Genomic DNA, 22,724 nt, shown 5'->3' with positions numbered 1-22,724 from the left:
AGAAAAGGGCGCGTTATGCGCCCTTCCCCTTCTTCGGCGCGGTGCCGGCATCGGTTGCCGGATCGACCGTGACCAGCTTGGTCGGTTTGATGCGCTGGGCCGCGAGACAAGCGGTCAGCAGGAGGCGCGATACCTTCGATTCGCCAAGCTCGGCGAATTCCAGGGCGGTGCGCTGAAGCTCAGCAATGCGCGGCTGGATGTCCTTGTACTGGTCGAGGTTCATGCAGCCACCTGCTGAGCGACCGGCACGCGTCGAATCTGGAACAGCGTAGGCATGCGCATACGGCGAGACTGAGCTGCATGCACCTGGTCACGATGAACCTGCGCAGCCTGGCGAGACGGAAACAGGCCAGCAACCACCCGGCGGCCTTTGACCAGGTAAAACAGTTCGAACTTATCCATGTGTTGATCCCCATGCGTGGGTTGGCGATATCAGGCCGACTGCTAGATCGAGCTGCGACATCGACTTCCCTTGCGCCCCTGCCCGCTTCTGGCAGTAGTCAGCGAACGGACGGCAGTGACGACTACCCCTACCCTGGACCCCAGACACCCCGGGGGGTGCCGGGGGCTGGGAGCATCCACATGTGTGGACACAAGACACTGTATAAACGTCCGTGGATGCCCTGTCAACAGGCGTGGATATGACAACGCAAGAAAAATTGATCGAGGCCATGAAAATGGCGTTCCCGAACGAGTCGCAAGCAGGACTTGCGAGGAAAGCGGGACTCGGAGTGCAGCGCTATAACAACTACGTCGTAGGCGTCAGAAAAATGGACGTTGACGCAGTGATCGGATGCGCGCAGGCACTGGGATGGGACGTTCGAGCGACAGTCGCCGACCATCTGCTAGAAGTAGCGGAATCACCACGCGAAAAAGCGCTATGGAAACGAGTGGCAGCGACAGCCGCCGTTTTTTTATGCGTAATTGGGTTGGCTGAAAATGCTGTGCCAGCGAAGGCTTCGGAAAACAATGCGCCTCAGTCTGTATATTATGTTAAATTCGTTACGGTACTACGCTGGGCTTCTGCGGTGTCCGCCCACTACAACTCTGTATCCCTTGGCGCACCAAGCTGCCTCATACGCATACCAGTGTGCGAGCCTGAAACACTGGCACGGTAGCCCCATCACCTGAGCGTTGCGCGGCATAACGCCTGTCAAGCTCCTTCTGAATGTGACAGCGGCGCCAAAGTTCGGCGTTAGAAGGCTCGGCAACCGGAGCGGCACCCACGGACTTAGCAGCAGTGCCGGATGAACACGGCGCTGAAAAGACTGCGAGAGTTACCGACTAGGCTCCATCAACGCCGCGAACACCGCGCGAGATCCCTTGTACGGCTTGCGCCCGTGAGCGAATTTCATGTTGTCGAGCAGCAAGACATCGCCGGGCTGCCAACGAAAAATAAGAGCCTCGCTAGAGAAAGCCCGTTGGATCCGGTGCAGATCCTGCTCGGAGATTTCCGTGCCGTCGCCGAAGCGCGCATGCCTTGGCAGCTTGTCGGCGCCAAACATGTTCATCATTGCTTGGGACTGTGCGTGCCCCAGGCTGGAGACATGGAACAGGTGAGCCTGATTGAAGAAGACTTTCTCAGAAGTCGCCGGATGGAAAGCGATGCCCTGCGCCCGATTCGAGGTGCGAAGCAAGCCGTCGGCGCTCCAGTGGGAAGAGATGCCGTTATGGGCGCAATATTCGTCGACCTTCGATCGATCTTCTGTTTGGAATACGGTTTCCCAGGGGAGATCGATGTTCGGGTGGTAATGGCGAATATATTCGATCCCCTTTTCTTCCATTCGCTCGATCAGTTCCTTGCCAATGTTTCGGGATACCGCGCCCATGGGGGCGATCGGAGTTTGTCCGCCCTCAGTCGGTGCTTCAATGCAGCAGAACGCCAACAAGAGTGGCCACGTCGTATGGTATGCGCATTCGTTGTGCATCGGAATTTCAAGGCGCGCTGGATAGTTTGTCGCGGTGGATACCCGGTGCGTTATCTCGGTCCTTGGCGTGGATCGATAGACATATTTATAATGTTGTCGCGACACACTGTCGACAAACGCATCGAATTGTTTTATTTCCGAGACCTCGAAGCCACGCAAGAGAATGGCGCCATGTTCGTTGAGTTCCTGCCGGTAGCGCGGCATGTCGGGAACGATGACGTCAAGCAGCGAGTGCCGGCCGCCCGTCGGTGAGATGATGGTTGGCCCCTTTCTGTTTTCAAATAACGGGGAATATTTGAGCATATGTCCTCTTTATCATCAAACGTTGGGGTGTCTTGCCTGGGCGATCGCTATTGTCAGGGACGCACTCGCCTTTGGATATAGACCTGCCGCGCGTTGGCGCGCTGCGGCAAGTCGCTGCCACGATCAAGCAAGTATCGGCCCCACCTGGGTCACAGACTGCGATTCATCATCGCTATGCCCTGCCTGGTCGCTCTCCAATGACATCTACCTGCTTCCGGCTCTCCGAACACGTCCGCTTGCTTCCGCGTATCAATGGCTGGTTCGCCCATCCGTATCTGATTTCGCCGCTCACCTTCGGTCTGTATACCGAACATTCGCATCTGGCGATGATGGAGTCGTTCCTGGAGGATCCGGAACAGCACCGCGCGGCACTGCGCGAGCCTGACATGCGTGGCGGCCCTTTCATCGACCATGCCGGCGATGTCGCCGATATCCGCAAGCTGCGCGATCAAACCCTGCAACGCTGCGCGCCCCAGCTGCGCTACGCCGAGGCGATCGCCGCGCTTTACCAAGTGCTGCACAGTGAAGCCAAGGGTGCGGGCCTGGCCGGGTTGTACGGCAAGATCGATCCACTGATCCGCGACAAGCTGGAAATCTTCTACGATGTCAGCAAGCAGCCTGGTGTGCGCTTCATGGAACGCCAGTTCTACGCCAGCGACGCCTACGATCCCGGTCTGCAGACCGCGGTGCTGGAACCGGTCAGTGAACAGGAGCGCGCGTTCGCGCTGAGCACGCCGCAGTTGCCGTCGGCAGCCGGTTCGCTGGAGTTGAGCGTGCCCTTCGCCGATCCGTTCTGGGACCAGCTGTGCGGCGGCATGTCCGATGCTGATGCCCTCGTCGATCTGATCCTGCGCCACGCGCCGACTGGTACCACGCGCGCTGAGGCCCTCGCCTTGCTGACCGATGCGCCGCTGCCCGAACACCCGACGCCGGAAGGCGTGCGCGTGCGTTACTTCGGCCATGCCTGCGTGCTGATCGAAGGCGCCGGAGTCAGCATCCTGATCGATCCGCTGATCAGCTATCCGGGCGAATGCGCCATCGACCATTTCACCTTCGACGATCTGCCGGCCAAGATCGATTATCTGCTGATCACCCATCCGCACCAGGATCACGTGGTGATGGAAGCGCTGCTGCGGATCCGCCACCGCGTCGGCACCGTGGTGGTCGGACGCGCCGGCGGCGGCGACTTGCAGGACATTTCGCTGAAACTGTGCCTGGAGCGATGCGGCTTCGCCAATGTGGTGGAACTGGCCGACTACGAGGAACTGCGGTTCCCGCAGGGAAGAATCGTCGGTGCGCCGTTCTATGGCGAACATGCCGACCTGGATATCCGCGCCAAACTGGTCCATGCGGTGGAACTGGACGGTAAGGTGTGCGTGCTGTTCGCCGATTCGCGTCCGCCGATGGTGGAGTGCTACGCGCAACTGAAAGCGCTGTTCCCGAAGATCGACTGCATGTTCCTGGGGATGGAATGCGTCGGTGCGCCGGCGACATGGCTGTACGGCCCGCTGCTGCAGAAGATGCTGACCCGGGGCGAAGACCAGTCGCGCCGCCTGGACGGTTGCGACTGCGCGCTGGCCAGCGCGCTGCAGGACTTCTTCCTTCCCGAACGGCTCTACGTCTACGCCATGGGCGCCGAACCCTGGGTCACGCACATCACCAGCATTCTGTATTCCGAAGATCTGCCGCAGTTCCGCGAGGCGCGCCAGTTGGAGGCGACCGCGCACGCGAAAGGACACCATGCCGAACTGCTGTTCGGCCGCTGCGAAATTACGCTCTAGTCCAGGTATCGCTCATGTCCGATGCACCACGTTATCTGCGCGCCAATGCCGTGGCGCGTCCGCTGCTGAATCACTGGATCCTGTGGGACATGCTGATCCCACCGGTGCAGTCGGCGCTGGTGGTGGCCAAGCAGCAGTTGCCGATCCTGGAGTCCTATCTGCGTGCGCCCGCGCAGCACGCCCAGGCGGCGCGCGATCCTGTTCTGATGGGCGGGCCGTGGATCAATTATCCCACCGACAAGAGCACCGAGATCGCGCAGTTGCTTGAGCGCACCCGGGCCATGCAAGGCGATACGCTGGCGCTGGCCGCAGCGCTGCAGGCCCTGGACGATCTGTTGCGCCGGCAGGCAACGGGGCAGTCGCTGGAATCGCTGTACGCGCAGATCCCTGCCGAGCTGGCGGGCCTGGTTGAACTGGTCTACGACCTCAACGATCATCCCGGCCTGCGCTTGCTCGAAGGCCTGCTGTATCGCAGCCGCTTCTATCGACGCGACCTGCAACAGTTCGCTTTTGGCCTGGTCGAACGCGACTGGCTGCCGTACGAGCGCAGCACACCGGTGCTTGAATCAGCTGAGACGCCGGTGCTGAACCTGCCCTGGGACGATACCCGGCTTGATGCCTTGTTCTGCGCCGAGCGCACGCCGGTGGTGGTCGATGAACTGGCCGAACTGCTCGGCATCACCGCCGCGCAGCGTCCAGGATTTGCGAGCTTGTTCGATCTTGCGCCGCCAGCTCAGCGCCATCGTCCACCCGTTGCCGGGGTGCGGATCCGCTATCTGGGCCACGCCTGCCTGCTGATTGAATCTGACCAGGTCAGCATCCTCATCGATCCTTTTGTCGCTTACGAGTATCCGACCGACCTGCCCCGCTACACCCTGGCCGATCTGCCCGAGCGCATTGACTACGTGCTGATCACCCATGGGCACAGCGACCATATCCGTCCGGAGATCCTGCTCAGGCTACGCAACCGGATCGGCAGCGTGGTGGTGCCGCATAGCGCCGGGCGACGCCTGCAGGATCCGTCGCTGAAACTCATGCTGCAGGCGCTTGGATTCGAGCGGGTCATCGAACTGCACGAATTTGAACGCATTGCGCTGCCCGATGGGGCCATTACTGCGTTGCCCTTCCTCGGCGAACATAGCGATCTGGATATCCAGGGCAAAGCCGGCTATCACGTGCACATCAAGGGCTGCAGCGCTGCATGCCTGGCCGATTCCTGCAACCTGGATCCCACCCTGTACCGGCATATCGTCGCCGAACTAGGCGACATCGATGCGTTGTTCCTGGGGATGGAATGCGAGGGTTCGCCGCTGAGCTGGGGCTATGGCCATCTGTTGACCCGGCGCATCGATCCTAAGCTTGACCGCAGCCGGCGTGATCGCGGCTCGCATGCCGACGAGGCCATCGCGCTGATCGAGGCCTGGCCAGCGCGCAGCGCCTACGTGTATGCAATGGGCCAGGAGCCCTGGTTGAATCATGTGCTGGCGATCAACCAGTCTGGCGAGCACCTGGGCCTGCGCGAGGCTGATCGGTTCCTTGCCTATTGCCGCGCGCGTGGCATCGATGGCGAGCGTCTTTTCGCAATGAAGGAACTCACCCTGTCCGCAGGCTGAGCGTGGATAACCGGTCGCGCCGGTTTTTGCCTTTTCCCCTGCCCCGCCCTGCCCCCCTGTCCTCCCGACGGCATGCCGTCAGGAGGCAGGGCAACACGGCGCTCAGTGTCCCGCCGCTGCCATGGCGTCGCGCAGGCTCTTCGGACGCATGTCGGTCCAGTGTTCGTTGACATAGTCCAGGCAGGCCTGCTTCGGGTTGGGGCCGAACACCACCGACCAGCCATTCGGCACCTCGGCGTAGTCCGGCCACAATGCGTATTGTTCTTCGTGGTTGATGACCACGACGTAGATCTGGTCTTGCTCGTCGTCTTGGATCGACATCTGTACGTCCTCCGTTGGGGATGAGTGGCGGCGTGTTGCACGCATCGGGCGATGCGCGGGGCGCCGGCCGCAGGTTCGACGCGCCCGTGGTCTTTCGATCAGATCCCCGGCGGCATGCCGGGGACCTGCAGTTCTTCCAGCGCCGGCCCGCGCAGGTCCGCATGGCACTGCGCTTTGCGTGTTGGCTCCGGCCCGACCAGGTGCCCGTAGTCCAGCGTCAGCACATGGTCGGCCAGGTGCCGGTAACCCTGGTCGTGGGTCACCAGCACCAGCGTCTTGCCGCGCGCGCGCAACTCGGGCAACAAGACGGTGTAGAAACGCTCACGAAACGCCTGGTCCTGGTCGGCGGTGAGTTCGTCGAAGATCATGACCTGGCGGTCGTCCAGGCAGGCCTGCACCAGGGCCAGGCGTTTGCGCTGTCCCTGCGACAGATCCACGCTGTTGAACACGCCAGCGGCCTGGTCGAAACCGACCTTCGCGGCAAGATCCACGCGCTCCAGCCAGGCGTGCACCTGTGCCGGATCGGCCGGTGCCGCGTCGGCCCCGATGGCGTGCTCGAACAGCATGAAGTCGAAGAACACCGCACTGAACATCGCCCGGTAGCTGGCCAGCGTCAGGCTGGTCCCCAGTTCCTGTCCATCGACCAGAATGCGTCCCTCGCTGGGGCTCAGCAGACCGCTGAGCAGCAGCAGGGTCGATTTGCCGCTGCCGTTGCCGCCGGTGACGAAGACCGTTTCGCCGCGCCGCAGGGTGAGGTCCACGGGGCCGAACTGAAAGCGATCGCCGTTGTCGCCGGCATAGCGATAGGCCACCTGTTCCAGGCACAGCGTGGTCCACGTCGGTGCCATGCTGGCCGGTGTGGCGGCGACCGCTGCCGGCGGCGCGGACGGCGCATCGTCCAATCCCACTTCGCGCAGGTGGCGTACGCTCGCCGATGCGCTGCCGACCTGGGCGCCGAGATCGAACAGCGCATTGAGCGGACCGCTGATGAACAGTCCGGTGATAACGAACTGCAGGATCGTGGCCGATGGCAGTTCGAACAGATAGCGCCCGGCCAGGATCGCGGACAGCACCCAGCCATAGCCGATCAGCTCGGCGCAGGCATCGCTGATGCCCCAATGCATGCTGGTGTCGAATTGAGTGCGGCGTGCGCGCTCGATCGCCGGCCGCAGCTGCGCCTGGGCGAAGTGCCCGGCCCGCGCTGGCGACAGGGTCAGTTCCTTCTTGCCCTCCACCAGTGTGCGCAGCAGGCCGTTGAGTGTTTCCTCGGCCTTGCGCATACGGTCGAAGGCCGGACCGGTGAAGCGCCGGGTCACGTAGAACAGCACGCCTGACAGGCCGATGAAAGGCACCACCACGGCAAACAACGGCAGCGACACCCAGGCCAGGTACAGCAACCCGCCCAGCGACAGCAGGCTGTTGGTCAACAGCACCGGCCCCATCTGTATCATCTGCGCCAGGCGTCCGACATCGCCGATCAGTGCGCCGAACACCGCGTGCTTGCGGTGCATCAACCGCTCCAGCGGTAGCTCCAGAAAGCGCGCCGACAACTCCGCGCGCAGGTCCGCCATCAGTCCGCTGCTGACGCGCGCCGCCAGGCGTGCCGACAGCAGGCGCACGACGAGAGCGGCGCCCAGCAGCAAGCTGCCGCGCAGCAGCGCATCGCGCATATCGGCATGCAGCGCATTGGTCGCGGTGGCGTTGAGGTAGTCCAGCAGCAGCATCGAGGTGCCCGCACTGGCCGCCGACAGCAGCGACATGCCGGCCAGCATGCGGGCATGTCGACGCAGGTAGCGCTGGATCAGCATGGCATCTCTTCTTCGCCTGTGGTGGAGGCAGTTCCATCGGCCAGCATGCGGCCGCTCGCCGACGACGTTGCCGCGCTCATCGGCCAGCCCAGCGCGGGGCGCGCTTTTCCACGAACGCCAGCGGCCCTTCGCGGCTGTCCTGGCTGTGGCGCCGACGTTCCTCCCAGGGATAGCGGGTGGCGAAGGCATCGGCCAACGGCAAGCATGCCGCCGTGGCCGCCGCCTGCTTGATCGCGCGCAGCGACAACGGCGCGCACGCCAGCAGATCGGACAGCCAGCTGTCCACGCACGCATCCAGCTGCGCGGCCGGGACCACGTCGTTGACCAGACCCAAGGCCAGGGCACGCGCCGCGTCGATGCGCCGGCCGGTGAGCAGATAGCCCATCGCCGTGCGGTATGGCAATTGCCGAGTCAGGCGAAACACCCCGCCAGCCCCAGGAATCAAGCCGAGTCGTGCCTCGGGCAGTGCGAACTCGGCGGTGTCGGCGGCGACGATGATGTCGCAGGCCAAGGCCAGTTCGAATCCGCCCCCCAGCGCCAGACCGTTGACCCGGGCGATCACCGGCTTGCACAGTTCGAAGCGCTCGGTGAGGCGTGGCCATCCCGCCGCACCCTGGCTGCCGAACGACGACGACGGCGCGCCGTCGGCAAGCCGCGCTGCCAGTTCCTTCAAGTCCTGACCGGCCGAGAAGGCGCGCTCGCCGCTGCCGCTGAGCACGGCGACCCACAGCGTATCGTCGTGCTCGAAGCTGTCCCAGGCCTCGGCAAGCGCGGCATGGGTGGCCAGATCGAGTGCGTTGAGCACCGCCGGGCGGTTCAAGGTGATGCGGGCGACATGGCCGTCGCGTTCGAACAGCACCGGCATGTCGTTCATCCGAGGACCCGCGGGTCGCACAGGAAGCGGCGCAGGCGTCCGACCCCGTCGTCGATCTGCGCATCGGTGAGATAGCTGCAGGACAGGCGCAGGCTGTGTTGGCCACCGTCGTCCACGTAGAACATGCGCATCGGTGTCCACAGCACGCCGTAGTCGCGCGCGGACAGTTCCAGCAACGCCGCGTCCACCGGTATGCCGAGGTGCATGCAAACGAAGAAGCCGCCCTTGGGTCGGTTCCAGCGCAAGCCCGGATGCGCGGCGGCCAGATCGCCGAGCTCGCGCTGCAACGCAGCCAGCAGGCAGGCGAGCTTGCCCTGGTAGAACGCTCCGCGATCCGCGCCCAGCGCAGCGAGCGAACCGCCACTGCCCAACAGCATGCCGGCGGCGATCGCCTGGCACACCGGCGAGGTATTGACCGTCATCATGCTCTTCAGCGTGGCCAGGGCATCTGCCAGCACCCGCGGCGGCCGATCGGCCACGCACTGATCGGCGATCACGAAGCCGACGCGGATTCCCGGCAAGGCGATCTTGGCGAAGGTGCCCATCTGGATCACTCTGCCCGTGCGATCCATCGCCTTCAGCGACGGCACGCCATGCGCGTGCGGGACGGTGAAACCATAGGTATTGTCCTCCAGCAGCCAGAAATCGTGCGCGTCGGCCGCATCGAGCAAGGCATGGCGTTGTCCACGATCGAGCAGACTTCCGGAGGGATTGGAGATATCCGGAGCCACGTACAAGGCGCGCACCCGGCGGCCCTGCGCGCGCAGTTCGGCACAGGCGCGATGCAATCGATCCACATCGACGCGGCCATCGCGCTCGTCGATGCCGAGCAACGCGATGTCGAGCGCGCGCGCCGCGCCCAAAGCGCCGACGAAACACGGTTGCACCACCGACAGGACGTCGCCGGGCGCGGCGAACAGCGCCCGCAGCACCAGAAACATCGCCTCCTGGAAGCCGACCGTGACCACGATGCTCGACGGCGCGATCTCCAGTCCCTGATCCTGGCGCAGCGCCTGTGCCAGCAGCGCATTGATGATGCCGCGGCTGGGGCCGTACTGGAACAGGCGCCGGCGCACCTGCAGCTCGCTGAGGCCCTCGGTCCGCGCCAGGTGTGCGAGATAGGTCTGCAGGTGGGCGCTCAGGTCCAGCGGTTCCAGCAAGGCCGGCGCCGGTGCGCCTGGCGCGAACGAAATGGCGTCCGGATAGCGGTCGATCACTTCGTTGAGAAAGTCGATCGCTCCCAGCACCGGTTCGCCCAGGCTGGGATGCAATTCACGCGGGTCCAACGTTGCCAACGCCGGCGGCTGCGGATCAGCCAACGGGGCGCTGGCGTGGACGCTCATTCGGCCCACCGCTGCCGCAGGCGCGCAAGCACGTCGTCGGCATAGATGCGGCTGCACTGCACCAGGACGAATTCGGTCATGTAGCGACGGAAATCCTCCGGCGATTCTTCCGCCACGCACAGCATGCGCCGGTTGGGCGCCACCGCTTCGCAGCGCATCTGCTGCACCGCCCGGGCGATCGCCGCATCCATGTCGCCGGCGTCGACGACGTCGTCGGCCAGGCCGGCGGCATCGGGCTCCTCTGCACGGATCACGCGTCCGCGCAGGATCATGTCGCGGGCGATCCGATTGCCGGTACGCAGACCCAGGCGTAGATTGGCCGAGCCTGGGACGATGCCCTCCTTGGCCGCAGGCAACACGAAATAGGCCTCGCGTTCGGCCACCACATGGTCGAACACCAGCAGCAATTGCAGGCCGCCACCGATGGCGAAAGCGTCCACCCCCGCGACCCAGGGTTTCTCGATGGTGTGCTGGCGCGCATCGGCGCCCGGCCAGCACAGGCCGCGTCGGATCTTGTTGAGATAGGTGAACTCGCGACGCAGCAGGAAGTCGACGAAGGAAATCTTGCCCTGGTGCAGATGCTGCAGGTTGATGCCCGAACAGAACACCCGCCGGCCAAGATATTTGGGATGTTGCATCGGGCCGCCACGCACCACGCCGACCATGACCTGCTCGTCGAGCAAGGCCAGATCGACGGCCACTTCCATCGCCTCGACCAAGGCGTTGTCCTCGGCGTTGAGGCCGGTCTGGTTGGCGACGGTCAACCAGGCGGCGCCATCGCGGCGCTGCACATGCACCGGGCCGATCTGCACCTGCGCTTCGCTGCGGAACTGCGGCAGCAGCTCGAGCGCGCGCGCGGTCGGCCGCAGCAGGCTTTCGATGAGATGGTGGCCGCACTCCGGCTGGCGCAGCACGCCCCACAAGACGATGCCCTGTTCGATCTCCCAGCCTTCTTTTTCCGACTGGATGCAGGTGCTTTCGTGCGCCCATTGCGCCTGGCTGGGCAGCAGGCCAGGCACGAGCTCGGCGGCAGCGTGCAAGACCTCGTCCAGGCGTAGCGCCAGGGTCCGCTCCTGGGTCAGCGTCGCATACAGCCAGTCGCCGTGGTGGCGCATGAAATCCATGCGCGCGGCCCGGCAGCGCGCATGCACGGCGGCGGCGTGCTGGGCCTGCGTCTGATCGCGCTGCGCAGGCGCTGGCAAGGCGGCGAGCGCTTGTTCGGACCAGGCCGCCAACGCCTGCAACTCTGCCATCCCGTCTGCCAGCAGTTTCATGCCGACACCATCTGCGCCGGAGCATCGTGCCCGCACTCGGCAGGTGCATGCTGGGAGGCACGCAGCCGGCGGCGGCGCAGCTCCACGTCGCAGGCGGCCAGATGCTGGCCCACGGCCTGTTCGTAGGAATGGGCGGCGCCTTCGAGCAGCAACAGGCGCCGACTCGGCAGCACCTGCACGTCGACGCCGGCCAGCGACGCCAGCCACGCGGCGATCGCGCCCTGGCCATCGTCGCTGACCTGATCGACCACACCCAACTGCGCCATGCGCGCGCAGCACAGTTGCGTTTCGAACAGGAACACCGCGCGCGCCGCGCCCATCCCCAGGCGGGTGCTCATGCGCCGCATCGCCATGCTCGGCCATGCGGCTTCGCCGTTGTGCACGCAGATGCTGGCCGTGGGCGCGGCGATGCGCTTGTCCACCGCCAGCAACAGGTCCAGCATGCCGGCCGAACAGGCGTTCTCGATCCAGGCCAGCGACAGACCCTGCAGGCGTTCGAAGCGGCGCATCGCCTTTTCCCAGCGGTTCACCAGGTCCAGGCTCACCGCTCCCGGCCAGCACGCCGCAGCCGGCAGCTTGGCCGTCCCGCGCAGGTGCAGGATCAGGATCGCCGGTGTCGCGGCGTCCTCGACCTCATCGCAGGCGTCGGTGAGCCGTTGGATCTGTTCGTCGTTCAGCGCGCTGGCGGCGTCGATATCCAGATGCACGAGATGCAACACGGGGCTTGATGGATCGCTCATGAAAAGTCCGCAGGGGTCGATGATCGGAATCAGGCGTGGTTTACCAGCGCAGCAGTGCGGTCTCGATCGACGAGCCCGGCCCCATCGTCATCATCACGCCCCAGTCGCCGGGGCGAACCTGCCCCTCGTCGAGCAAGCGTGCGTAAGAGAACAGGAACGAACCGCTGGACATGTTGCCGTGTTCGCGCAACACGTCGATGGTGTGGCGCATGTCGTGGCTGGTCAGCATCAGGTTGGCCGAGATCGCGTCGATGACCTTGCGTCCGCCCGAGTGCACCAGCCAATGGGCGATGTCGCGGCGGCGCAGACCGGTTCCCTCGAGCAGGCGGTCGACCACGGTCGGCGCATTGGCTCCGACCACGTACGGCACGTCTTTGTGCAGACGGAAATGGAACTTGCCCTGCGCCTGATCCCAGACGAAGCGCATTGCGTCCAGTGCCTCGGGAATCACCTGGCTGGCGAACTTGCACACGCGCGGCCCGCCATGGCCCTCGGCGCTATCGGCGATCACCGCCAGCGCCGCGGCGCCGTCGCCGAACAAGCTGTTGACCACTGCTGTCTCGATTCCCTCGTCGTCGACGTAGGCCGCCGAACACACCTCGATGCATAGCAGGATCGCGAGTTTTCCCGGATTGGCGCTGGTCCAGTTGACTGCCGCGTTGAAGCCGTTCAAGCCGGCGTTGCAGCCCATGCCGACCACATCCAGACGCACGCAGTCCTGACGCAATCCCAGGCGCTGGATCAGCAGCGAACTGAAGCCCGGCGTGAGCAGCCCGGTGGTGGTGACGCAGCACAGATACTGCACCTGATCCAGTTGCGCCCCGATCGATTGCAGGCAGCGGGTCAATGCGTGTTCGCCGATCTCCAGGCCGATGTCGCGGTGCTTGTCGAGCAACTGCGCCTGCGTTTCGCGCGGCGCCGCGCCTGTGTCGTCGCGCTGCGGCAGGACCAGGCTGCGCGAGTCGATACCGTTGCGCAGGAACACCAGGCGCCGGCGCTGATCTTCGATGCCGAAGCGGTCCAGCACATCCGGCTGCGAGTAGCGGCTGCCGGGCGTTGCGGTACCGACGCCACGAATGCGCGGCGCGGTGGATGGCGGTGCGTCCGTCGATGCAATAGCCGCATTGAAATTCATGCGTATCCAGGTTCCAGCGTTGCCCGGGATGGATCGCCAAACGATCAGGGCGACAGCGATGCAGAGCATGGTGGTCGAGGCCCTGTCGGGGTACTTGCTCGTGTGCGCCGATCAGTTGCCTGTCAGCGTCACTGGACATGGCGCGCAGGCGACACCCGGCATCGGCGCTGCGGGGGCGAACGCCGGGTTGGCGGCAAGGCGAAGTCGTTGCGCGGTTGGCGCAGACACGACCGCCAAAGACAAACCGCAGTCACTGCCAGTCAAGTGCGCACTTGCCCGAAGCACTACAACACCGATCTACGCAACCGCAAGTTGGGTCAGGTACGTGCAACGTCCGATATCGATGATCCTGTTCCGACGCGATCGCCAAGTGCCGCGTCTTCCGCCACGTACTGCCAGGCGCACGTTCCGGTGCTGGTCACGCCTGCTCGAGGATCCCGTCCATCATGGATAAGTCTGCAAAGACCCTTCCTGCCTCGTTCGTGCAAAAACGCATGTGGCTGCTCGCCCGGCTGGATCCGCAGGCGTCGATCACCTACCACATCGCCAACGGCGTGCGCCTGATCGGCGAGCTGGACATCCACGCGTTGCAAGCTGCGCTGGATCGCATCGTGGCCCGGCACGAGGTGCTGCGCACCAGCTTGGTCGAAGTCAATGGCCAGATCCGTCAGCGCATCCAGCCGGCAACCGGCTTCCCGCTGGTGCATAAGGACCTGAGCGATTGCGCTGCGGACCCAGCTGCGGTCGCGCGCATCGTGCAGCAGGAAGCCAGGCAGCCTTTCGACCTGGAACTGGGGGCTCCGGTGCGTGGTCGCCTGTTGCAGCTGACAGCGCACGAACACGTCCTGCTGCTGACCTTCCATCACATCGCATGCGATGGCTGGTCAATCGGTGTGCTCTTGCGCGAGTTGGAAGTCTTGTACGGGGCCTTCATCCAGCAACAGCCCGATCCGTTGCCGCCCTTGTCGATCCAGTATGCAGACTATGCAATCTGGCAAAGCGAGCAGTTGCAGGGCGATACCCTGGAGACACAGCTGCGCTTCTGGACTGCGCAATTGGCTGGCGCTCCGTCGCTGCTGGCACTCCCGACTGATCATGCACGACCGGCCATGCAGGACTATCGCGGCTCGGTGGTGGACGTGTTGCTGCCGCCTGCGTTAGGCCAGCGGCTGAATGGGTTGGCACGGCGCCACGGATGTTCGTTGTTTGGCACGCTGCTGGCCGGCTGGGCGCTGCTGCTGGCGCGCATCAGTGCGACCAACGATGTGGTGATCGGCACGCCGGTGGCCGGACGGACCCATCCGGATCTGGAGCCACTGATCGGTTGCTTCATCAACACCTTGGCGCTGAGGCTCACCGTGTCGGGCACGCCCAGCGTGGCACAGTGGCTGATCTATGTGCGCGATGTGGTGTTGAACGCACAAGATCACGAGGCGCTGCCGTTCGAGCGCCTGGTCGAAGCGCTGCAGCCAAACCGCAGCTTGAGCCATACGCCAGTGTTTCAGGCTCTTTTCAGTCTGGATGGCTTCAGCGGTCACCAATCCCTGCACATGCCTGGACTGCAGCTGGAGCCGTTGGCCGATGCATCGGACATGTGCGGGTTTGATCTGGTACTGGCGATGCAGGAATCACCGGCCGGACTGGGTGCGTGCATCAAGTACCCGATTGCCCTGTTCGAACGCAGCACCATCGAAGGCCATCTGACCCAGTTCATCAGCCTGCTGCACGGCATGGTGGCTGACGACAACCTCCGCGTCGATCGACTGCCGCTGCTGAGTGCGCCTGCACGCGAACAGTGGCTGCAGACACTGGCGCTTACGCAGCGGGTGTTTGCCGACGATCGCTGTCTGCACAGCATGTTTGAGCAACAGGTCGCCCGGGCACCGCAGGCCATCGCGGTGGTGCACGACGATGTGACCATCAGCTATGCCGAGCTCGACACCCGTGCCAACCAGCTCGCCCATTATCTGATCGCCCAGGGCATTGGTCCGGAAGATCGCGTGGCACTGTATCTACAGCGGGGCATCGACCTGATCGTGGCCTTGCTCGCCGTGCTCAAAGCCGGCGCCGCCTATCTGCCGCTGGACCCGGCCTACCCTGCGCAGCGGCTGGCTTTTATGCTCCACGACGCGCAGCCGCGCCTGCTGCTGGCCCATCGGGCGCTGGCAGCCACCCTGCCAACCGATTCCGACATCGCCACGCTGCTGCTGGACGCTGATCCGGTATGGGCGCAGCAGCCGACACACGCGCCTCAGCGCAGCGACGTGCTGGCCCAGCATCCGGCTTACGTCATCTACACCTCCGGCTCCACCGGCACCCCCAAAGGTGTGATCGTGGCCCATGCCCAGGTCGTGCGCCTGCTGCATGCCACCCACGCCTTGGTTGCTCCAAGCGCCCAGGATGTCTGGACCCTGTTCCATTCCTGCGCCTTCGATTTCTCGGTCTGGGAGTTGTGGGGCGCGCTGGCCCACGGCGGACGCCTGGTGGTGGTGCCGCAGCACACCGCACGCGATCCGGTCGCCTTCCACGCCCTGCTCTGCCAGCAGCGCGTGAGCGTGCTCAATCAGACCCCAAGTGCCTTTCAGGCGCTGCTTGATGCGCAGCGACACAGCCCCGCGCAGCACAGCCTGCGCCTGGTGATCTTTGGCGGCGAAGCGCTGCAGACGGCCATCCTGGCGCCTTGGTTTGCCCAGCACGGCCAGCGCACTGCCCTGCTCAACATGTATGGCATCACCGAGACCACGGTGCATGTCACCGCCCATGCGCTCACGGCGGACGATGCCCAACGCTCCGGGCACAGCCCGATTGGCGCACCGCTGGCCGATCTGCGCGCCTATGTGCTGTCAGACGATGGCCAGTGCCTGCCGGTTGGCGTGGCCGGCGAACTGCACGTGGCCGGCGCCGGCCTGGCCCGCGGCTATCTGGGCCGCCCAGGATTGACCGCCGAACGTTTTATCCCCGACCCGTTTGCCGAGCAGCCCGGTGAGCGCATGTACAAGACCGGCGACCTGACCCGTTGGCATGCCGACGGCAGCTTGGAATATCTGGGCCGCAACGATGATCAGGTCAAGCTGCGTGGCTTCCGTATCGAACTGGGCGAAATCCAGGCCGCCTTGCGCGCCTGCGATGGCGTGCGCCAGGCAGCGGTCATCGCTGGTCACGACCGTCGGGGCGACACGTGCCTGGTGGCCTATCTGGTTGGTGATACCGATGTTGCGCTCAATCCCGAGGCCGTACGCACCCAGCTCAGCGCACGACTGCCGGACTACATGCTGCCGGCCGCCTATGTGCAGCTCGATACGCTGCCACTGACCGCCAACGGCAAGCTGGATCGGCGGGCCTTGCCAGTGCCCGATGCCCATGCTCTGGCTGTGCAGGCCTATGTCGCCCCGGAGGGCGAGCTGGAAATGCAATTGGCCACGCTGTGGAGCGAGCTGCTCGGGGTCGAACAAATCGGCCGCCACGACGACTTCTTCGCCTTGGGTGGGCACTCGCTGCTGGCGGTGCAGTTGCTCGCACGCGTGCGCCAACGGCTTGGTCTGGACGTGAGCTTGGCCGGGATCTTCGCGCATGCGCGTCTGGCTGATCTGGCCGCTGCCTTGACCAGTGCGTCGGTTGATACGCCGCCGGCAGTGGTGCCGTGTCCGCAGCTTGGGCCGCTGCCGTTGTCGTTTGCGCAGCAGCGCCTGTGGTTTATCGACATGCATGGGCAAATCGGCACCGCCTACTCGCTGGCCTACGCGCTGCGACTGCGCGGCAGCCTTGAGGTGACTGCGCTGGGGCGTGCGCTGGAGCGCATCGTCGAACGCCATCAAGCGCTGCGGACCTGTTTTGTGACGGTGGACGGACAGCCGCAACAGGTGATCCAGCCAGCCGATCGCGGCTTTGCACTGATCCATCACGACCTCAGCGCCGACAGCGATCCGCTGCAGGCCGCCTACGAACACGTCGAATCGGAGGCGCAGGCGCCGTTCGACCTTGCCAGCGGGCCGTTGCTGCGCAGTCGGCTGCTACGCCTTGGCGAGCACGACCACATTCTGCTGTTGACCGTGCATCACATTGTCGCCGACGCCTGGTCCGGCGCAGTGCTGGTCAATGAACTGAGCACCTTGTACAGCGCCTTTGTGCAAGGGCTGGACGATCCGCTGCCGCCGTTGCCGATCCAGTACGCCGACTTTGCCATCTGGCAGCGCCGCTGGATCGCCGGCGAGCGGCTGCAACGCCAACTGGCGCACTGGGTGGAGCACCTGCACGGCGCCCCGGCGCTGCTCGACCTGCCCACCGACTACCCGCGCCCATCGCAGCCAGACCATCGCGGCGAAGTGCTGCCGTTCCGCCTGGATGCCGCGCAGTCTGCGGCGCTGAAGGCACTGGCCCAGCGTCATGGCGCGACCTTGTTCATGGTCATTCTGGCGGCCTGGGCAGCGCTGCTGTCGCGCTTGTCGGGGCAGCGTGAAGTGGTGATCGGTACGCCCATCTCCAATCGCCATCAGGCCGAACTTGAATCCTTGATCGGGCTGTTTGTTGATTCGCTGGCCTTGCGCATCGACCTGAGCCAGGACCCGAGCGTGGCCGCGTTGTTGGCCCAGACCCGGGCCACGGCACTGGCGGCACAGGCCTGTCAGGACATTCCTTTCGAGCATGTGGTCGAGGCGCTCAACCCGGTGCGCAGCAACGCGCACAATCCGGTGTTCCAGGTCATGTTTGCCTGGCAGAACGCGCCGGAGGGCGAACTCACCCTGCCGGGACTGAGCTTGGAGTCGCTGGAGCGCAGCGGCCGCAGCGCGCAGTTCGATCTGGAACTGTCGATGCAGGAAGACGCCGACTGCATCGTCGGCAGCCTGGGTTTTGCCACGGCCTTGTTCGCCCGCTCGGCCATCCAACGCCACATCCGCCAGTTGCTCACCCTGCTGGGCCGGATGGCGGCCGCCGACAGTGCTCCGATCTCCGCCCTGTCTGTGATCGAGCCGCAGGAACTGGCACGGCTGCAGGATTTCAACGCGACTGACATCGCGATGGCTGACGTTGCCGGTGTGCATACGCTGCTTGAACGCCATGCCGAACAAAACGGATCGGTCATTGCGGTAGTCGATGCCCAACGCAGTGTGTCCTATGCCGAACTCGACGCCCAAGCCAATCAGCTGGCCCGCTACCTGATCGAACTGGGCGTGGGCCCGGACCGCCGGGTGGCGCTGTGTCTGGGCCGCAGCATCGAGCTGATCGTGGCGATGCTGGCCATACTCAAAGCCGGCGGCGCTTACGTGCCGCTGGATCCGGCTTACCCACCGCAACGGCTGGCCTTCATGCTGGCCGACAGTGCCACGTGCGTGCTGCTCACCGATGCCCAAGGCGCTTCCCAGCTGGGCACGCAGGCTGGCATCCCCGTCCTCCTACTTGACCAGTCAGATCCAGATTGGGCGCAGCCGCCGCATACCGCCCCGCGTGTGCCGGCGCTGCAGCCCCAGCACCTGGCCTATGTGATCTATACCTCCGGCTCGACCGGCACGCCCAAGGGCGTGGCGGTGGACCATGGCGGATTGCGCAATTACTGCGTGGCCGCCGCCGCCCGCTACGTATTACGCAGCGGCGACCGGGTGCTGCAATGCAGCTCGCCCAGTTTCGATATCGCCGTGGACGAAATCTTCGCGACCCTGGCCAGCGGCGCCACGCTGGTCCTGTTGCCCGGTCAGCGCTTGCCGGCCATCGCCGAATTCGTGCGGGTGATCGAGCAGCAGCGGATCAGCGTGCTCAACCTGCCCACCGCCTACTGGCATGCCTGGATGGCAGAACAGTCGCATAGCGTGGCGCCACTGCCGGCGACGTTGCGCCTTGTGGTCTGCGGTGGCGAAGCGCTGAACCCTGCGCATGTTCAAGGCTGGCACACGCTGGCAGATCAGCACGTGCAACTGATCAACGCCTATGGCCCCAGCGAGACCGTCTCCGGGGTCAGCTTTGGCACGGTGCTGCCCGGGCAAGCGGTGCACATCGGCGGCCCCATCGCCAATGTGCGCCTGCACGTGCTGGACCGCCGGCAGCAGCCGCTGCCGATTGGCGTCAACGGCCAGTTGCATATCGCCGGCGCACAGCTGGCGCGCGGTTACCTGGGCCGCCCGGATCTGACCGCCGAGCGGTTTGTTCCCGATCCGTTTGCGCCGCTGCCTGGCGCGCGCATGTATCGCAGCGGCGATCTGGTGCGCTGGCGCGAGGATGGCACGCTGCTGTTCGTCGGTCGCGATGACCAGCAGGTCAAGCTGCGCGGTTTCCGCATCGAACTGAGCGAAATCGAGGCCGTGCTGCGCACCGCACCGGGCGTGCACGACGCAGCCGTGCTGGTCCGCGAAGACCGAACAGGCGAGCGCAGCTTGGTTGCCTATGTGGTCACGTCGTCGCTGCAGGTGGATGCCGTGCGTGCGCATCTGGCGGCGCGGCTACCGGACTACATGGTGCCGGCGAGCTATGTATGCCTGGACGCGCTGCCGCTCACCGCCAACGGCAAGCTTGATCGCCAGGCGCTGCCGGCGCCGGATGCCGAACGCAGCGATCCGGCCGGCGCGTCCCCGCAAGGCGCCAACGAGCAGGCCCTGGCCCAGCTGTGGTGCGAGTTGCTGGCGATTGATCAGGTCAACCGCGACGATGATTTCTTCGACCTGGGCGGACACTCGCTGCTGGCGGTGCAACTGATTGCGCGGGTCCGCGATAGTCTGGGGGTGGAGCTGCAGATCGGCGATGTGTTCACCCACACCCAATTGCAGGCGCTGGCGCGATGCCTTGACCGCAGCAGCCCTAGCGAGGCACAGACCATCGTGGCGGTGGACCGCAGCGCAGCGCTGCCGCTGTCCTTTGCCCAGCAGCGGCTGTGGTTTCTGGACCGCTTTGATCCGCAGAGTCAGCTGGCTTATCTGATGCCCGGCGGGGTGCGCTTGAGCGGTCCGCTGAACCGCACGGCCTTGCGCCGGGCGCTGGACCGCATCGTGGCCCGGCACGAGTCGCTGCGGACCGTTTTTGGCGTCGAAAATGACGCGCCGGTGCAGCTGATCGGGATCCCGCAGACCGGGTTTTCACTGGACTGTATCGACCTGACCACGCTGCCCGATCCGGAGGCAGCCGCCCGCGAGCACGCGTTCCAGGAGGCCACCACCGGCTTCGACCTGCAGCATGGCCCGCTTCTGCGTGGCCGTCTGCTGGCTCTGGCTGAGCACGAACATCTGCTGCTGGTGACCATGCACCACATCGTCTCTGACGGTTGGTCGATGGGTGTGTTCATCCGCGAGCTGGGCGCCTTGTACATCGCATTTGTGCAGGGTCGCGACGATCCGCTACCGGCGCTGCCGGTGCAGTACGCCGATTACAGCAGTTGGCAGCGTCGCCGGATCAGCGGCCAGACCCTGCAGCGCCAGCGCGACTTCTGGCGCGCGCATCTGCAAGGCGCGCCGACCTTGCTGGAATTGCCCACCGACCGACCGCGCCCAGCGCGCCAGGACTACACCGGCGACATGGTCCACTTCAGCCTGGATCCCGCTCACAGTGCCGCGCTCAAGCAGCTGGGCCAGCGCCACGGCACCACCGTCTACATGACCTTGCTAGCTGCCTGGTCGGTGCTGTTGTCGCGCCTGTCCGGGCAGGCGGATGTGGTGATCGGCACCCCGGTGGCCAACCGCACCCATGCCGAACTGGAGCCGCTGATCGGCTTCTTCGTCAATACCCAGGCACTGCGGGTGGATCTGTCATCCAACCCGACCGTGGCCAGCCTGCTGGCTCAGGTGCGGGAGACCGCGTTGGCTGCACAGAGCCATCAGGATCTGCCCTTCGAGCAACTCATCGAGACCCTCAACCCGGATCGCAATCTGGGCGCCCATCCGCTGTTCCAGGTGATGTTGAGCTGGGAGAACTTGCCCGAACCGGAGTTGAGCCTGCCCGGCCTGCGCCTGCAGGGCGTGGACCTGCAGCTGCCGACGATCAAGTTCGATCTGAGCATGGGCTTGCAGGAACACGATGGCTGCATTGTCGGCACGCTCGGCTATGCCAGCGCGCTGTTTGACCGCAGCACCATCCAGCGCCACGTCGCCCAGTTCGTGCAGGTCTTGCAGGCGATCTCGGCAGGCGACCAGCAGCGTGTCACCTGCCTGCCGCTGCTGCCGCCAGCGCAGCAGCGCCAGCTGCTGGAGATGAGCCATGCTCGTCCAGCGCGCACGTTGGCACAGGCGAGTCTGCATGCCCTGTTCGCGCAGCAGGCCGCGCTGACCCCTGATGCCCCGGCCATCGTCAGCCAGGCCGCAACCCTGTCCTATGCCGAGCTGCTGGCCCAGTCACAACGCTTGGCGCAGCAGCTCATGGCCGCAGGTGTTCACCCTGGCGACCGGGTAGCGGTGGTGCTGCCACGCTCGGCCCAGCTGATCGTCGCCCAATTGGCCGTGCTCCACTGCGCTGCGGCTTACGTGCCGCTGGATGCGGAACATCCGGGCGAGCGCCTGGTCGAACTCATCGACCACTGCGCGGCGCGTGCAGTGCTCAGCGATAGCAGCATCGCGCTGAAGAATCTGCAGCTGCCGCGCCTGGATCTGGACTGCCTGGCGCCTGCTGATCAGCGCCAGGCGATGCCGATCGCGGTCGCCGCGCACAGCCCCGCCTACGTGATCTATACCTCTGGATCGACCGGCACGCCCAAGGGTGTGGTGGTAGCCCATGAGGCGGTGGTCGCCTTTGCCATGGGCGGTGGACATGTCCCCATCCAGGCCGACGACCGGGTCGCGTTTCTGGCCAACCCGGCATTTGACGCGGCGATCTTTGAGGTATGGGTTGCCTTGTTGCACGGCGCGGCCATCGTCATCGTCGAGCAGCACGTCTTGCTCGATCCGCCAGCCCTGGCCGAGCATCTGGCCAGCAACGCGGTCAGCATCCTGCACCTGACTGCCGGGCTGGTGCCCAGCTACTGGCGCGCTTTGGCTGGCTGGCTGCCGAAATTGCGCTGTCTGTTGACCGGCGGCGACCGGGTTGACGCGCGCGCCATCGGCGAACTGCTCGCCCAGGCGCCCCCGCAGCGGTTGCTGCATTGCTATGGCCCCACCGAAACCACGGTCTTTGGCGTGATCCATCCGTTGGCAGCGGTCGAACCTGGCGCCGAACGCCTGCCGCTCGGACGGCCCCTGCCCGGCACCTGCGCTTACGTCCTGGATCGGCACGGCCAACTGGCTCCGATCGGCACCAGTGGCGAACTGCATCTAGCCGGCGCGCAATTGGCCCAGGGCTATCTGCATCTGCCAGGGCTGACTGCCGAGCGCTTCATCCCTGATCCGTTTGCCACTGCACCCGGCCAGCGCATGTATCGCACTGGCGACCTGGCACGCTGGCGCAACGACGGTACGCTCGACTTCCTCGGTCGCAACGACGACCAAGTCAAGATCCGCGGTTTCCGGGTTGAGCCGGCCGACGTCGAAGCGGCCTTGCGCGATTGTCCCGGCGTGCGCGAAGCCATCGTGCTGACCGACATGCCACGCCCCGGCGAGCGGCGCCTGGTGGCCTATGTCGTGGCCAGCGCGATCACCCCCGAGGCACTGCGCACCATGCTGAGCGCCAAGCTTCCGGCGTACATGGTGCCGGCCGCGTA

General features: G+C 65.1%; 14 protein-coding genes (1 of these 14 running past the window's edge). 4 read left to right on the top strand and 10 right to left on the bottom strand.

Translation table 11 applies throughout. The features are described from left to right. Positions 1–13: 13 nt before the first annotated feature. Both KHF85_RS10450 and KHF85_RS10445 read right to left on the bottom strand, forming a co-directional pair. Entirely contained in the window at positions 14–223 is a 210-nt protein-coding gene (locus KHF85_RS10450) for a hypothetical protein (protein ID WP_284566646.1), read from the bottom strand. Then, positions 220–402: a hypothetical protein gene (locus KHF85_RS10445; protein WP_128809029.1), complete on the bottom strand. Its 183-nt coding sequence runs from the start codon at positions 400–402 to the stop codon at positions 220–222. The genes KHF85_RS10450 and KHF85_RS10445 overlap by 4 nt, the downstream gene beginning before the upstream one ends. 239 nt (positions 403–641) lie before the next feature. Here KHF85_RS10445 and KHF85_RS20650 point away from each other — a divergent pair, with 239 nt between their 5' ends. Then, positions 642–1,118, top strand: a complete 477-nt coding sequence (locus KHF85_RS20650) for a helix-turn-helix domain-containing protein (protein ID WP_409976609.1) — start codon at positions 642–644, stop codon at positions 1,116–1,118. Positions 1,119–1,277: 159 nt separating this feature from the next. Here the strand turns inward: KHF85_RS20650 and KHF85_RS10440 are convergent, their stop codons facing one another. Continuing rightward, positions 1,278–2,231, bottom strand: coding sequence for a TauD/TfdA family dioxygenase (locus tag KHF85_RS10440; protein ID WP_284566645.1), 954 nt, complete (start codon positions 2,229–2,231; stop codon positions 1,278–1,280). 71 nt (positions 2,232–2,302) lie between these two features. On the opposite strand from KHF85_RS10440, the gene KHF85_RS10435 reads away from it, so the two are divergent. Together KHF85_RS10435 and KHF85_RS10430 are read left to right on the top strand one after the other, a co-directional pair. Continuing rightward, entirely contained in the window at positions 2,303–4,012 is a 1,710-nt protein-coding gene (locus KHF85_RS10435) for an MBL fold metallo-hydrolase (RefSeq protein WP_284566644.1), read from the top strand. Between the two features lie 14 nt (positions 4,013–4,026). After that, a complete protein-coding gene (locus tag KHF85_RS10430) occupies positions 4,027–5,625 on the top strand; it encodes an MBL fold metallo-hydrolase (RefSeq protein WP_284566643.1) in 1,599 nt (532 codons plus the stop codon). A gap of 102 nt (positions 5,626–5,727) precedes the next feature. On the opposite strand, the gene KHF85_RS10425 is transcribed toward KHF85_RS10430, so the two are convergent. The 7 genes from KHF85_RS10425 to dpgA all read right to left on the bottom strand — a co-directional run bounded on the left by KHF85_RS10425 (position 5,728) and on the right by dpgA (position 13,120). After that, the gene (locus tag KHF85_RS10425; RefSeq protein ID WP_064539805.1) at positions 5,728–5,946 is read right to left on the bottom strand and encodes an MbtH family protein; all 219 of its coding nucleotides are present in this window, start codon (positions 5,944–5,946) and stop codon (positions 5,728–5,730) included. Between the two features lie 98 nt (positions 5,947–6,044). Further along, positions 6,045–7,754 (bottom strand): ATP-binding cassette domain-containing protein, encoded by a 1,710-nt coding sequence (locus KHF85_RS10420; RefSeq protein WP_284566642.1) that lies wholly within the window; start codon positions 7,752–7,754, stop codon positions 6,045–6,047. 76 nt (positions 7,755–7,830) lie between these two features. Continuing rightward, entirely contained in the window at positions 7,831–8,628 is a 798-nt protein-coding gene (gene dpgD, locus KHF85_RS10415) for an enoyl-CoA-hydratase DpgD (protein ID WP_284566641.1), read from the bottom strand. Continuing rightward, positions 8,625–9,971, bottom strand: coding sequence for an aminotransferase-like domain-containing protein (locus KHF85_RS10410; protein WP_284566640.1), 1,347 nt, complete (start codon positions 9,969–9,971; stop codon positions 8,625–8,627). The genes dpgD and KHF85_RS10410 overlap by 4 nt, the downstream gene beginning before the upstream one ends. Further along, positions 9,968–11,245 (bottom strand): (3,5-dihydroxyphenyl)acetyl-CoA 1,2-dioxygenase DpgC, encoded by a 1,278-nt coding sequence (gene dpgC / locus KHF85_RS10405; protein WP_284566639.1) that lies wholly within the window; start codon positions 11,243–11,245, stop codon positions 9,968–9,970. Before dpgC ends, KHF85_RS10410 begins: the two co-directional genes overlap by 4 nt. Further along, a complete protein-coding gene (gene dpgB, locus KHF85_RS10400; protein ID WP_284566638.1) occupies positions 11,242–11,985 on the bottom strand; it encodes an enoyl-CoA-hydratase DpgB in 744 nt (247 codons plus the stop codon). Before dpgB ends, dpgC begins: the two co-directional genes overlap by 4 nt. Positions 11,986–12,025: 40 nt before the next feature. After that, on the bottom strand, positions 12,026–13,120 hold the full coding sequence (gene dpgA, locus KHF85_RS10395) for a 3,5-dihydroxyphenylacetyl-CoA synthase DpgA (protein WP_284566637.1): 1,095 nt from the start codon (positions 13,118–13,120) through the stop codon (positions 12,026–12,028). Between the two features lie 446 nt (positions 13,121–13,566). On the opposite strand from dpgA, the gene KHF85_RS10390 reads away from it, so the two are divergent. Then, positions 13,567–22,724, top strand: the 5' portion of a protein-coding gene (locus KHF85_RS10390; protein WP_284566636.1) for an amino acid adenylation domain-containing protein. It continues 4,435 nt past the right edge of the window; only the first 9,158 of its 13,593 coding nucleotides appear in the window; it begins with the start codon at positions 13,567–13,569; its stop codon lies beyond the right edge, outside the window.

Source organism: Xanthomonas graminis pv. graminis, assembly GCF_030168915.1.
GTDB lineage: Bacteria > Pseudomonadota > Gammaproteobacteria > Xanthomonadales > Xanthomonadaceae > Xanthomonas_A > Xanthomonas_A translucens.
The sequence above is the reverse complement of the archived record's forward strand: the minus strand, read 5'-3'. Positions and strand labels throughout refer to the sequence as shown.

What these genes read in the sequence shown, in the direction of transcription:
- KHF85_RS10450 (WP_284566646.1), bottom strand. Translation starts at nt 223, where the DNA reads ATGAACCTCGACCAGTACAAGGACATCCAGCCGCGCATTGCTGAGCTT.
- KHF85_RS20650 (WP_409976609.1), top strand. Translation starts at nt 642, where the DNA reads ATGACAACGCAAGAAAAATTGATCGAGGCCATGAAAATGGCGTTCCCG.
- KHF85_RS10445 (WP_128809029.1), bottom strand. Translation starts at nt 402, where the DNA reads ATGGATAAGTTCGAACTGTTTTACCTGGTCAAAGGCCGCCGGGTGGTT.
- KHF85_RS10425 (WP_064539805.1), bottom strand. Translation starts at nt 5,946, where the DNA reads ATGTCGATCCAAGACGACGAGCAAGACCAGATCTACGTCGTGGTCATC.
- dpgD (WP_284566641.1), bottom strand. Translation starts at nt 8,628, where the DNA reads ATGAACGACATGCCGGTGCTGTTCGAACGCGACGGCCATGTCGCCCGC.
- dpgC (WP_284566639.1), bottom strand. Translation starts at nt 11,245, where the DNA reads ATGAAACTGCTGGCAGACGGGATGGCAGAGTTGCAGGCGTTGGCGGCC.
- KHF85_RS10410 (WP_284566640.1), bottom strand. Translation starts at nt 9,971, where the DNA reads ATGAGCGTCCACGCCAGCGCCCCGTTGGCTGATCCGCAGCCGCCGGCG.
- dpgB (WP_284566638.1), bottom strand. Translation starts at nt 11,985, where the DNA reads ATGAGCGATCCATCAAGCCCCGTGTTGCATCTCGTGCATCTGGATATC.
- KHF85_RS10440 (WP_284566645.1), bottom strand. Translation starts at nt 2,231, where the DNA reads ATGCTCAAATATTCCCCGTTATTTGAAAACAGAAAGGGGCCAACCATC.
- KHF85_RS10420 (WP_284566642.1), bottom strand. Translation starts at nt 7,754, where the DNA reads ATGCTGATCCAGCGCTACCTGCGTCGACATGCCCGCATGCTGGCCGGC.
- KHF85_RS10430 (WP_284566643.1), top strand. Translation starts at nt 4,027, where the DNA reads ATGTCCGATGCACCACGTTATCTGCGCGCCAATGCCGTGGCGCGTCCG.
- dpgA (WP_284566637.1), bottom strand. Translation starts at nt 13,120, where the DNA reads ATGAATTTCAATGCGGCTATTGCATCGACGGACGCACCGCCATCCACC.